10 protein-coding genes are annotated in these 12,979 nt (G+C 64.0%); 7 read left to right on the top strand and 3 right to left on the bottom strand.

The window, feature by feature from the left end; genetic code table 11:
• The first annotated feature begins 175 nt into the window (after positions 1-175).
• Positions 176-934 (top strand): tRNA (guanosine(46)-N7)-methyltransferase TrmB, encoded by a 759-nt coding sequence (gene trmB / locus OZ10_RS02700; RefSeq protein ID WP_039563886.1) that lies wholly within the window; start codon positions 176-178, stop codon positions 932-934.
• 77 nt (positions 935-1,011) lie between these two features.
• Positions 1,012-2,874 carry an SLC13 family permease gene (locus OZ10_RS02695; RefSeq protein WP_039405401.1) on the top strand — a complete coding sequence of 621 codons (1,863 nt, stop codon included), beginning with the start codon at positions 1,012-1,014 and terminating at the stop codon, positions 2,872-2,874.
• A gap of 147 nt (positions 2,875-3,021) precedes the next feature.
• On the opposite strand, the gene OZ10_RS02690 is transcribed toward OZ10_RS02695, so the two are convergent.
• Positions 3,022-3,363 carry a Rieske (2Fe-2S) protein gene (locus OZ10_RS02690; protein ID WP_039563885.1) on the bottom strand — a complete coding sequence of 114 codons (342 nt, stop codon included), beginning with the start codon at positions 3,361-3,363 and terminating at the stop codon, positions 3,022-3,024.
• Between the two features lie 252 nt (positions 3,364-3,615).
• On the opposite strand from OZ10_RS02690, the gene OZ10_RS02685 reads away from it, so the two are divergent.
• The 5 genes from OZ10_RS02685 (at position 3,616) to OZ10_RS02665 (ending at position 7,950) form a co-directional block, all read left to right on the top strand.
• Positions 3,616-3,891 (top strand): membrane protein, encoded by a 276-nt coding sequence (locus tag OZ10_RS02685; protein ID WP_039405397.1) that lies wholly within the window; start codon positions 3,616-3,618, stop codon positions 3,889-3,891.
• Between the two features lie 222 nt (positions 3,892-4,113).
• Entirely contained in the window at positions 4,114-4,827 is a 714-nt protein-coding gene (locus tag OZ10_RS02680) for a fumarylacetoacetate hydrolase family protein (protein ID WP_039563900.1), read from the top strand.
• A 60-nt stretch (positions 4,828-4,887) separates the two neighbouring features.
• Complete coding sequence (gene mscL / locus OZ10_RS02675; RefSeq protein ID WP_039415313.1) at positions 4,888-5,319, top strand: large-conductance mechanosensitive channel protein MscL; 432 nt, start codon at positions 4,888-4,890, stop codon at positions 5,317-5,319.
• A 107-nt stretch (positions 5,320-5,426) separates the two neighbouring features.
• Positions 5,427-6,845 (top strand): M28 family peptidase, encoded by a 1,419-nt coding sequence (locus OZ10_RS02670; RefSeq protein WP_039563884.1) that lies wholly within the window; start codon positions 5,427-5,429, stop codon positions 6,843-6,845.
• A gap of 52 nt (positions 6,846-6,897) precedes the next feature.
• Positions 6,898-7,950 (top strand): LacI family DNA-binding transcriptional regulator, encoded by a 1,053-nt coding sequence (locus OZ10_RS02665; RefSeq protein ID WP_039563883.1) that lies wholly within the window; start codon positions 6,898-6,900, stop codon positions 7,948-7,950.
• A gap of 381 nt (positions 7,951-8,331) precedes the next feature.
• Here the strand turns inward: OZ10_RS02665 and OZ10_RS02660 are convergent, their stop codons facing one another.
• A complete protein-coding gene (locus OZ10_RS02660; protein WP_425520127.1) occupies positions 8,332-9,963 on the bottom strand; it encodes a glycoside hydrolase family 6 protein in 1,632 nt (543 codons plus the stop codon).
• A gap of 756 nt (positions 9,964-10,719) precedes the next feature.
• On the bottom strand, positions 10,720-12,979 hold a 2,260-nt coding region (locus OZ10_RS02655), incomplete at its 5' end, for a TonB-dependent receptor (protein ID WP_039563881.1).

Genomic DNA, 12,979 nt, shown 5'->3' with positions numbered 1-12,979 from the left:
GACCGCTGCCAGATCGCGCGTTGCTGCGGGCGTCCCCCTCACGCCGTACCCTCACCCCAACCCCCGCTCCGCGCCTGCGTCGCGAGCGCTCCCAGGCACGCGCGCCCATGGCGCGCAAACTGTGCCTCCTTGCCCCGGTGGGAGAGGGGCGTTCGTTCCGCCGATGACTTAATTCATGACTGACCCTTTCACCAGCGACGGCGCGAAGATGCCGCCCAAACCTTTCACCATCGAAGAAGGCCGCCGGCAAGTGCGCAGCTTCGTGCTGCGCCAGGGCCGCTTCACGCCGGCGCAGCAGCGTGCGTTTGACGAGTTATGGCCGCGTTTCGGGCTGGACTACACCGGCGCCCCGCGCGATCTGGCTGCCACGTTCGGACGCGACGCGCCCAAGGTGCTGGAAATCGGCTTCGGCAATGGTGCGGCGTTGCGCTTCGCCGCGCAGCAGGACCCCAGCCGCGATTACATCGGCATCGAAGTGCACGCGCCGGGTGTGGGCCGTCTGCTCAACGCGCTGGACGAGGACGGCAGCACGCATGTGCGCCTGTATCACCACGATGCGGTGGAAGTGCTGGAACACGAGATCGCTGATGGCGCACTGGACGAGGTGCGCATCTATTTCCCCGACCCGTGGCACAAGAAGCGCCACAACAAGCGTCGCCTGATCCAGCCGGCGTTCGTGCAGCTGGTGGTGCGCAAGCTGCGCGAGGGTGGCCGCCTGCACGCGGCCACCGACTGGGCCGACTACGCCGAGCAGATGTGGGACGTGCTCGACGCCACACCGGGCCTGGTCAACCGCGCCGGCCCGCGCGGCCACGTCGAACGCCCCGCCTGGCGCCCGCAGACCCACTTCGAAACCCGCGGCCAGAAGCTTGGGCACGGCGTGTGGGATCTGGTTTATGACCGGGATTCGGGAATCGGGATTGGGGATTCGTAACAGCAGCTATCCCGGCAGCCAGACGCTTCAGCGCTTCTAACCAATCCCCACTCCCGAATCACGAATCCCGGCCCCCAATGGACACCGCGCTGACGCTGACCAACGATATGAAGCTCGTCCTCGGGCTGGTCGGTTTCACGATGGCGATGTTTCTGTTCGAGCGCATCCGCGCCGACGTGGTGGCCTTGATCGTGCTGGTGGTGCTCGGCGTCACCGGGTTGGTGGCGCCGGAAGAACTGTTCGGTGGTTTTTCCGGTAATGCGGTGATGAGCATCATCGCCACCACCATCCTTGGCGCGGGGCTGGAGCGCACCGGTGCATTGAACCGGCTGGCCAGCTGGCTGTTGCGGCGTTCGCACGGCAGCGAGCAGCGCCTGATGATGATGACGCTGGCCATCTCCGGCTTGAATTCGTCGTTCATGCAGAACCCGTCGGTGATGGCCCTGTATCTGCCGGTCGCCTCGCGGCTGGCCGCGCGCACCGGGCTCACCTTGCAGCGCATGTTGTTGCCGATCGCCGCGGCGATCGTGATGGGCGGCGCGCTCACCATGGTGGGTAATTCGCCGCTGATCCTGCTCAACGACCTGCTGGTCTCGGCCAACAACAACCTGCCCTCGGGCATGGCGAGCATCGAACCGTTGACCATGTTTGCGCCATTGCCGATCGGTGTGGCGCTGCTGATCGCCGCATTGCTGTACTTCCGCTTCTACGGCGACCGCAAGCTGATCGAAGAAGAACGCCTGATCAACGAAGGCGTCACGCCCTCGCGCACCGAAAGCTATTTCGCCAAGACCTACGGCATCGATGGCGACGTGTTCGAACTGACCGTGACCGCCGAAAGCCCCTTGGTCGGCATGACCCTTGGCGAGGCCGAGGCCATCCATGACGCGCCGTTGCTGCTGGCCCTGAAGACCGGCAACGACACCCGCCTGGCCCCACCGGCGGACATGCGCATCTGGGTGGGCAGCGTGCTCGGCGCCATGGGGCCGCGCCAGGAGGTGAACGATTTTGCGCAGAACCACTTCCTGCGCATGTCCTCGCGGCTGCGCAACCTGGGCGACCTGTTCAACCCCAGTCTTGCAGGCATTTCCGAGGCGCTGATCCCGCCCAACTCGCGGTTGATCGGCAAGAGTGCCGGCGAGCTGCGGCTGCGCAAGCAGGCCGGCATCAGCCTGCTGGCGATCAACCGCGACAAGCAGGTCATCCGCGAGGACGTACGCAACGTGCCGCTGCGCGCCGGCGACATGCTGGTGTTCCACAGCATCTGGCAGGACCTGGCGCAGGCGGCGGAAAGCCGCGATTTCGTGCCGGTCACCGACTTCCCGAAAGGCGAGCAGCGCCCGCACAAGTTCAAGATCGCGATGGCGATCTTTGCCTTCACCATCTTGATCGCACTGACTTCGCGCCTGCCGGTGGCGCTGACGCTGATGACCGGCGTGGCCTGCATGCTGGTCAGCGGCGTGCTGCGCATGGACGAGGCCTACGCCTCGATCAACTGGAAGACCATCTTCATGATGGCCGGGCTGATCCCGCTCGGCTGGGCGATGGACAGCAGCGGCACTGCAGCCTGGGTGGCCGGCCACACCATCGACCGGCTGCCCGAAGGCATTCCGGTGTGGGCGCTGGAAATCAGCCTGGCCTTGCTCACCACCGCGTTCTCGCTGGTGATCAGCCATGTGGGTGCGACCATCGTGATGGTGCCGATTGCGGTGAATCTGGCGCTGGCCGCCAATGGCAACCCGACGGCGTTTGCGCTGATCGTGGCGTTGTCGGCATCCAACAATCTGATGACCGCCTCCAACCCGGTGATCTCGATGGTGGCCGGCCCGGCCAACTATCAACCGCGCGAGCTGTGGCGCGTGGGCGCGCCGTTGTCGCTGATCTACATCGTGGTGATGGTGTCGATGATCAACCTGATGTTCTGGTGGGCGGCGCGTTAGAGCCGGGGCCCAGGGCCATGTCTGGCGCTCGGCTTCGATCGCGCCGAGCGTATCGCAGGCAAGCCCGCAGTAGCGTCGAACAGCATTGCAATGCAGCGCACATCGCCGCGTGCGCCAGTGGCCGGCGCTCACGCACCTGGTGCAGCGCTACCCCAGTACCACCTGCTCGCCCTCGACGCGCACCGGCACCGCTACCAGCGACTGCCCGCGACAGGGCCCGCTGATGCATTCGCCGGCATCAAGCTCGAACGCCGCGCCATGGGCTGCGCAGACCAGGTGGCCATCCTTGGTCGTGAGGAACTGCCCCGGCGCCCAGTCCAGCCGGCGGCCGGCGTGCGGGCAGATGTTCAACCACGCGCGCACCTGCAGGCCCTGGCGATACACCACCAGCGACTCGGTGCCCTCGCCCAACGCTGCTTCGACTTCCAGCACTCCGGCATCGGGAATCTGCGTCAACGCGATGCGTGTGGTCGAGGAAAACGAGGACATAGACCTTGAAAGAGGGAAGAGTGGCCGCCGATTGTGGCATGCGACTGCGCGCGCGTCGGCGCGCTGCGTGCCGGGCGTGAGTAACCGCAGGACCGGGCGGTCACCCGTACACCTTGGCTACGGCAGACCTCGGTCAGCGCGTCGCATGTGATGTGTTTAACAAAACTGGCGTTGGATTAACGAAGTTTTCACTCAATGACATGAAACCGCAACGATACTTCGCGCTTGTTTCCTGCCCGGCAGCCCACCGCCATGCCTGCACGCTTGTTCCAATACGGCAACCTCCATTCCCTGTTTGCGCCCCGCAAGCCGCGTCACCCATTGGTGCGCCTTGCTGCCGGCCTGGCAGGCCTGGCGATTCTTGCGGTGCTGATCTTCTTCAGCGTGTTTGTCGGCGCGGCCATGATACTGGGCGGTATTGCCTGGAAGGTCCTGAGCAAGTCGCACCGTAGCCCCCCGCAGCAGGCGCGCGTGGTCGACGCCGAGTACCGCGTGGTACGCAAGCCCGCGTTGCCGATGTCGCACTGAGCGTCCAGACGCTTGCGTTGTACATCCCGCAGCGTCTCGCCGCGGGAATGAAACCCCGCTACCTGCATCGGCATGTGCTCGCACATGCCGATCTGCATTGCGGGCCTGAACATGTTGGTCCTCGCCGTGCCGGCGGTCGTCCACGCGCGTTTCAGCAGTGAAGGTTCCGTCGTACACAGCCAAGCGGCTAGACTCACGCGTCCCCCGTTCGAGGATGCGCGCATGACCCACGATGTGATTCCCGCCGCCGATGTTCCGCGCATTCCGGTGGTGGGTGGCGGCAGTTTTCCGGTGCACCGCATCTATTGCGTGGGGCGTAACTTCGCCGACCACGCGCGCGAGATGGGCGCCAGTGCGCCGGCGTCCAAGGCCGAACGCGGTCAGCCAACCTTTTTCATGAAGCCTGCCGATGCCATCGTGGTCGGTCACGGCGACCAGATCCCCTACCCGCCCGGCACCAGGGAGCTGCATCACGAGGTGGAGCTGGTGGTGGCACTCGGCAGCGATGCACCTGAGGGCGAATTGCCGGTGGGGCAGGCCGAGCGCCTGATCTACGGTTATGGCGTGGGCCTGGATCTGACCCGCCGCGATCTGCAGGCCGCTGCCAAGGCCAAGGGCCTGCCGTGGGATATCGCGAAAGGCTTCGACCATTCCGCACCGGTCAGCGAGTTGGTGCATGCCGGCGAAGTCGGCGCCCTGGAGGCGCTGAATCTGTCGCTGGAGGTCAACGGACAGGTGCGCCAGCAATCGTTGCTGGACCAGATGATCTGGAACGTGCCGGAGATTTTGCACGAGCTGTCCAAGCTGTATGCACTGCGCGCGGGCGATCTGATCTTCATGGGCACGCCGGCCGGCGTCGGCCCGCTGCTGCCGGGCGACCAATTCAGTGCTCGCCTGGAAAACGTCGCCGAACGCCACGGCATCATCGCGGGCTGACATCGGCCGGGCTACGATCGGGCCGCGGCAGTTGGTCCGCGACCGCATCAGGAGTGCGATATGGGAATGGTCAGCGAATTCAAGCAATTCGCGATGCGCGGCAATGTCATCGACCTGGCTGTCGGTGTGGTCATCGGTGCGGCGTTCGGCAAGATCGTCACCGCGCTGGTGGAAAAGATCATCATGCCGCCAATCGGTTGGGCCATCGGCAATGTGGATTTCTCGCGCCTGGCGTGGGTGCTCAAGCCTGCGGAAGTGGATGCCACCGGCAAGGAGATTCCGGCCGTGGTGGTCGGCTATGGTGATTTCATCAACACCGTAGTGCAGTTCGTGATCATCGCGTTTGCGATCTTCCTGGTGGTCAAGCTGATCAACCGCCTGAGCCATCGCAAGCCCGACGCACCCAAGGGCCCGAGCGAAGAAGTGCTGCTGCTGCGCGAGATTCGCGACTCGCTCAAGACCGACACGCTCAAGACGCCGGGCGCGCTGTAAGCGGACGCAACCAACGCGCGCTTCGCGCGCAGGGATGACTTTTCGCACGCCGACCGGGGACCTTGCGCTGATAAGCTCAGGGTCCCCTCGTCGTTGGAGCGTCCTGCATGCGTCGCCTCGCTGTTGCCATCTCTGCCCTACTCGCCTGCTCCTGCGCGCTTGCCGCACAGACCAACATTCCCGACAGCGCATTGCGCACCGCGGCGCAGTTGCGCGAGCAGGCCCTGGCCGATGACACCGGCTTTGCGGTGGTGCAATCGCTCACCACCGAAGTGGGCCCGCGCATTGCCGGTGGCGAAGCAGATCCGCGTGCGGTGGCCTGGGCCAAGGCCAAGTTCCAGTCGCTGGGCTTCGACAAGGTGTGGACCGAGCCGGTGAGCTTTCCCAAGTGGGAACGCCGCAGCGAACATGCGGCGGTCGTCGGCGCGCACGCGCAGCCACTGACCGTCACCGCGCTGGGCGGCAGCCCCGGCGGCACGATCGAAGGCGAGGTGGTGCGGTTTGAAAACCTGGCCGCACTGCAGGCCGCGCCGGCCGGATCGCTGGCCGGCAAGATCGCATTCGTCGATTACCAGATGGTCAAGGCGCGCGACGGCAAGGATTACGGCAATGGCGGTGCCGTGCGCAGCAAAGGGCCGTCGGAAGCGATTCGCAAGGGCGCAATTGGATTTGTGATGCGCTCGGCCGGCACCGACTCGCACCGGGTGCCGCATACCGGCATCACCCGTTTCGATGACGGCCTGACGCCGGTGCCGGCCGCGGCGCTGTCGGTACCCGATGCCAACCAACTGGCTCGCCTCGCTGCGCTGGGCACGACGCGCCTGCGGCTGGCGCTGGACTGCGGCTGGGACGGCACGGCCACCTCGTACAACGTCATCGGCGAGATCACCGGGCGCAGCAAGCCCAAGGAAGTGGTGGTGATCGGCGGGCATCTGGATTCGTGGGATCTCGGCACCGGTGCGATCGACGACGGTGCCGGCGTGGCGATCACCATGGCTGCCGGCCACCTGATCGGCCAGCTCAAGCAGGCACCCAAGCGCACGATTCGTGTCGTGGCCTTTGCCAACGAGGAGCAAGGCCTGTACGGCGGCAAGGCGTATGCCGCCGCGCACGGCAGGAATGCCAAGGACCTGGCGCTGCATCAGATTGGCGCAGAGAGCGACTTCGGCGCCGGGCGCATCTATGCGTTCAACACCGGCTCAGCCGCCCCGGACGACTCGCGTGCCGCGACCAAGCAGATTGCCGAGGTGCTGGCACCGCTGGGCATCGCGTATGCGCCGGACAAGGGCGGCCCCGGTCCGGATGTGGGGCCGATTTCCGCCAAGGGCGGCGCTTGGGCGTGGCTGGCGCAGGACGGCACCGATTACTTCGACCTGCACCACACCGCCGACGACACGCTGGACAAGATCGACCCGAAGGCGCTCGCGCAGAACGTGGCCGCCTACACCGTGTTCGCCTATCTGGCAGCCGAGGCAGATGGCGATTTCGGCAGCCGCGCAAAGTCTGTGCAACCGCCGAACGAGTAATCTGGGAACGCAGCACGGCGTTGGCGTTTCTACTCCAGGACGAGCACACACGATGGTGGCCAAGCGGCAACGCAGTGCAAACAATGCGGCGACGTTGCTGGACGTCGCCAAACATGCAGGCGTGTCGCCGATGACCGCATCGCGCGTGATCAACCGGCATCCGCATGTCGGCCAGGACATGCGCACGCGCGTGGAAGCGTCGGTGCAGGCGCTGGGCTACCGCCCCAATCTTGCAGGCCGCTCGCTGCGTACCAGCGGCCTGTTGCGCATCGGCGTGCTGTACAGCAATCCCAGTGCGGCCTACCTCAATCAATTCATGCTCGGGCTGCTGGAGCAGAGCAGCCTCAACGGCAGCCAGGTGCTGGTGGAAAAATGCGGCGCCATCCGCAGCCAGCGCGCAGCGACCGAACGCCTGCTCGCCGCCGGCGTGGACGGGGTGATCCTGCCGCCGCCACTGTGCGATTCGCGGCAGACCATTGCCGAACTGGATGCGCGCGGCATCCCAGTGGTGGCCGTGGCCAGCGGCGCACCGATGGCGCAAATCAGCTCGGTGCGCATCGACGACTATCAGGCCGCACGCGCCATCGTCGCGCACCTGATCGAGCTCGGTCACCGCCGCATCGCGCTGATCAAGGGCGACCCGAAACACACCCCAAGCGCGCTGCGCGCCAACGGATACCTGGACAGCCTGCAGGCCGCCGGCCTGCCGATCACCGACGCGTTGATCGCCGACGGGCTGTTTACCTACCACTCCGGTCTGCTCGCAGCGCGTAGCCTGCTGGCGCAGCCGCACCCACCCACTGCGATCTTTTGCAGCAACGACGACATGGCTGCCGCAGCGGTGGCGGTGGCGCATGGTCTGGGCCTGCGCGTGCCCGAAGACGTGTCGGTGGCCGGCTTCGACGACACACCGGTCGCCACCACCATCTGGCCGGAACTCACCACCGTGCATCAACCGGTTACCGCGATGGGCCGTGCGGCGGTGTCGTTGCTTGCCGACGCCATTCGGCAACGGCGCAAGGGCGATGCCGCCCATGGGGTGCATCAGGTGATGAAATACACCCTGGTCAAACGCGGTTCGACGGCTCCCCCGCCAAACGGATAGCCACTGCACTGGCAGTGCGCGCGCTGCAGCGACGCAATGTCATCGAAGAAGACATTGCCGCCCGGAATCATCGCACTGGCCTTCGTGGCGACACATGCAAATGAACTTGCGGGCAAGACGTCATTGGTGCGGGACGGGTGATTTCAGAGAGACAGAATCGGTACGGTGCTGGATCCGTGTCGCCTCTTGCTTGGTCTGTGCGCAGACAGACCACCGATCGACCGAAGCAATGGGCCAACCACACCTGCGGTATCCCCGGCAGCCCAGTGGCTGCCGGGGACATTCACACTACATCAGCGACACAGCGGCAGCACACTTGCGGAGGACGCCAGCGCAGACCTCACGATCGGCGATGCGGGCACGCTGCGTGCGCCGGCCGCATCACCTGTTCGGCTTGGCACGCACCACGGCTGACGGGGCGCTCGCTCCTGCCGCACTGTTTGCGGTCACCACATAGTCGTAGTCGGCGCCATTGCTGACCGATTGATCGACATACGATGCCGCCGCGACATTGGCCCCCACCGTGGTGAATGCACCGGCTCCACCGGCACGCCGCTGCACCGTGTAGCTGGTCGCGCCGGCCACTGGCGACCAGCTCAGCCTGACCCGGCTGTCGCCGACGGCGGCGGTGAGGCCGCGCGTTGCGCTCGGCGCGGCGACCGGTGCCGCGGTGGCCACCGCGGTGCTGGCAGTTGCGATGACCGGGTACGCGTTGTTCACCAGTTCGATGAACTGGTTATGGAACCACGCACCGGAGATCGGCGCACCGGCGAGCGCGCCGGTCAACACGCCATCGGCCGTGGTGTATGTGGGGTCGCACATGCGATCGAAGCCCTTGCCCTCGTTGTTCGGAATCAGGGTGCTGGACCCATCGGACTCGCCCGGCGGCTTGACCCAGACATACGCGTCCAGATGCGGGCCCGGCGCGGCGGCCGGAAGCGCGCCGATGCCTGCGCCACTTTGATTGCACCAGTTGCCGCGATGCAGGCGGCGATCGATGCGGCCGGTATTGACGTACGAATTGATGTCGCTACCGAAGGCGCTGGTCGGGCGATTCGGACCACCCCAGCCGTTACGGCCGGTATCGATGATGAAGCCGATCGTGCTGGGCCAACCCGCGCTGACAAATCCGTTGTACAGGGCCTGGGTGAAATCGGTCTCGTCGAAATACGGATTCCATTCGTAGAATTTCGCCGACTTGATCGGCTGACCATTCACGCTCAACTCGGGATTGGGCAGATTCGGCTCATTCAGCGGCGTGGTGTTGGCGGTATTGGTGACAAACCCATCCACGCTTGCCAGACCCGCACTCGTCCCCTGCACCACCCGGGTATACAGCGAGATGGACGGACCGCGGTTGCTGTCCCAGCCCAGCCAGCCGGAGTGGCCGATATCCAGATAATTGTAGGTATTGGGTATCGCGTGCAGTTTATTGAGCGCATACTTGATGCCTTCTTCGTAGATCCCGGTCGAATTGGCAAGCGCGCAGCGCATGTCATTCAAATTGGTGACCAGATTGGGCAGGCTGTCGGGCTCGATGACATTGACGATACGAATATCTTTGTATTTGGGATCGGCGAAGATGGCCGCGATCACATCGATATATTCTTTCTTGTAACGCTCCAGCGCGGCGGGCGTGAGCGGCAATTCACCATTGGACGCCAGTGCATGGCAATCGCGTCCGGGTAGATCGTAAATGACGAAGCTGGCAGTGATCGGCGTATTGGCCTTTTTCTGCGCCAGCGCAGCATCCAGATGCCCCCTCAGACCGAGTCGCCCGGCATTTTGCGAACCACCGGCGATTGCCGCGATACGATCGAGCCACACTGCGGTCGGCAGGGTTTTGACCACGCCCATCTTGGCCTTCAACGGAACGCCCTTTATCTTCGCGATCGATGCATCGACTTTCTTGGCGTAATCCGGATTGACATAACCGGTGGCACCAACGAATGGATTATCGACGTGGGCCTGCGCGCAGACCGTCGCCACGACCATCGGGTTCAATGCCAACAGCGATAACGCCATGGCGCGCTTGACGTGACGATGGATGCCCTTGCTGGAATTCATGATATTCACCTAGTTTTATTGGATGGTGTTTATGCCGATTCACTGCAGCACTGCCTGTCTTTGGCTTGCGTTCTTCCTTTGTCGGGGCACCCATCGGAGATAGCTGGAGCCACTCAAACACGCTCCGTCGGCGTCCCGCCGAAGAGCATTTGCATGGCATTACGTTGATGATGCCCAGGCAGAAACGCAGGCCAATGGCCTGTTTGTCTCTGAGGACAGCACCCAAGACCTCGGATTTGGCGGCTAGCGCGCTCGCAACGCGATCATCCTTGCGATGCTGCCACCGTGATGTGCGGAGTATCTCCAGGGAGCGAATGAGCGATCAGCATGGGACGCTGTGCCTGCGAACCGGGGGGTCGGGTTCGCCATGCGGAAACTACGCTGCATAACAAGCATAAGCAATCGTCAAACATTGCGGTTGCACACAGATCCAGCCACTGCCCGGGACCGAGTTTCAACAGCAGGCAGTACTACACAAATGGATGTGCCATTACGCACAAAAAAACGGCCACATCGCTTCCCGACGATGCGGCCGAATGGGAGGGTACCCAACGTCGCCGTCGGGCGTACTGCAACACCGGTAAACCGGTGACGGGAAGAAAGCGCAATGACCGCTTGGAGAGGGAGAAACAGAAAACCATGTGCGACACGGCGCAGGGGTGCGCCGTGTCGCACATTGGTACATCGCATCAAACCGTCACATCAGAAGCGCAGACGCAGGCCGGCGTAGTAACGACGCTCGAAGATGTTCTGGTCGTAATAGTGGTTGGTCCACTGCGCGTAACGCCGCTCACTTTCGCCAGTGAGATTTGTGGCTTGCGCGTAGAGCGTCAGGTGATCGTTGACGTCGTAACTGAAGGAGGCGTCCAGGTAGCCGACGTCGTCGTTCCAGATGGCCAGCTCATCGCCCCACGCACCGCTGTTGACCTGACTGAAGCGCTTGCTGCGCCAGTTATAGGCCACACGCGCCTGCAACTTGTCCTTCTGGTACCACAACACCGCGTTGGCCTGATGCTTGGAGTTGTCGCCGATGGGCAACGTATTGCCTTCGATATCGGTGTTGTCGGTGTCGGCGTCGGAGAAGGTGTAGTTGATGTTGGTGCCGAACCCGCTCAACCAGCCCGGCAGGAAGTCGAACGCCTGTTGGTAGCCGATTTCGAAACCCTTGATCTTGCCGCCACCGCCGTTGACGATGCGCTCCACCGGGCCGCCCAGCCGCACCACGCCATCGGCGTCGGGCTGGGGCTCGATGTTGGTCACCGTGGTCGGGAACGACTTCACATCGATCAGGAAGGCACCCACGCTGATCAACGACGCGTCGGAGAAATACCATTCCCACGAGGCGTTGTAGTTGGTGGCGCGGTACGGATCCAGATCCGGGTTACCCGAGCGTCCGTTGAGGAACAGCACCGCATCGGAGGGCAGCGCCGGGTTGCGCGGCGGCGTGCCGTTGACGGCATAGAAGCTGACCAGGCCGCGCCCCAGATCGGGCAGGTCCTGACGCGCGACAGCCTTGTTGTAGGCAAAGCGCAGCTTCTGCGCGTCGGTGATGTCCAGCGACAGGTTGGCGGTGGGCAGCACGTCGGTGTACTGACGGTTCAAGCGATTGGTCCCGATCGCCGGGCTGACGCCATTCCATTCCACGTTGCCGATAAACACATTGCCGCTGCTCAGGTACTGATCGATCGCCAGCTTGGTCTGCACGATGCGTGCGCCGATGTTGGCCGTCCACGGCACTGCACTGCCGGTTCCACCCTCCAGGTTGGCCAGAAAATACGCCGCAGTGCTCTTTTCGGTGACCTTGTACGAGTCGGCGGCCTGCTGGTACGCCACATTGCCGGGGTACAGGCTATTGAGATAGCCCACCGGGTCCTTCATGACCTGCGGGTTGATTGCCGGCAAGCCCTGGCTGCCCAGGCCGGTGACCTTGAGCGGATCGAAGTCGTTGAAGTATGCCCAGTAGCCGGGAATCGAATTGAACGGCAGCAGGCGCGCTTCCGAGACACCGCTGCAGGTGTCCACGATCAGCGGGTCCTTGAAGTAATACAGCGAACGATTGGGATCGGCGCAGCTGGTGGACACCGGCGACAGGTACCGATAGGTGTCCAGCTTGACCTCGCGCTCGCCATAGCGAATGCCGAACTGGAAGCCGCGCACCACGCCTTCATCGAACTCGAAGGTGCCGTCGGCGCGGAAGGCGTCCATCGTCGCTTCGATCTTGTTGCCCTGCGCCCAGGTGGACATCAGCTGCCAGTTGTCCGGGTTGGACACGTCGGTGCCGAGGTTGACCGCCGGGTAGGTGCCACGGAAATCCACCGACGCATCCACCGTGGGCAGGCCATTGGCATTGGCCCATTGGGTGACACCACCGGCACGCGTGATCTGGTCGCCGCGCGTCACCACCGCATCGGCACGCGCTTCGTCGTAGGTGCGCTGCGCATCGCCGTGCACCCAGCGGAACGATGCACGGAACGGGCCGCCATCATCGAAACGCAGTTCCAGGTTGGTATTGAGCGAATCCGAATCGGCAACGCCGGCCATCGAGTGCGCCTGGAACCGGTTGTAGCGGAACTGGCCGTATTCGAGCACACCGTTGGAATCGACCACCGACCCCGGTTGCAACTGGTTGGTCGCCCAGCCGGTGTGCAGCTGCGCGGCCACCGAGGTGTCCTGGTCTTCGAGCTTGGTGTAGGCCGCATCGGCCAGCACCGTCCACGAGTCGTTGATGTTGAACTGGAACGAGCCGTTGACGCCGGTACGCTGGCGATCGGTGCTGCGGTTGTCCAGTTCCGTCGCCACCCAGTTGTAGAAGTAATCGCGCGGCAGGTTGGACGGATCGGTATTGCTGCCGATGCGGCCATCGCCATTGAAGTCGAAGCCCACGTTCTGCTCGGTGGACTTCTGCGCGCCGTTGGAATACACGCTGGGGTGCTTGTTCTCCAGCGTGGCATCGGAATACGAC

Origin of the sequence: Xanthomonas cannabis pv. cannabis (assembly GCF_000802365.1) — a bacterium.
Classification (GTDB): Bacteria; Pseudomonadota; Gammaproteobacteria; order Xanthomonadales; family Xanthomonadaceae; genus Xanthomonas; species Xanthomonas cannabis.
Note: the sequence above shows the minus strand (reverse complement) of the source record. Positions and strands in the feature narration are given on the sequence as shown.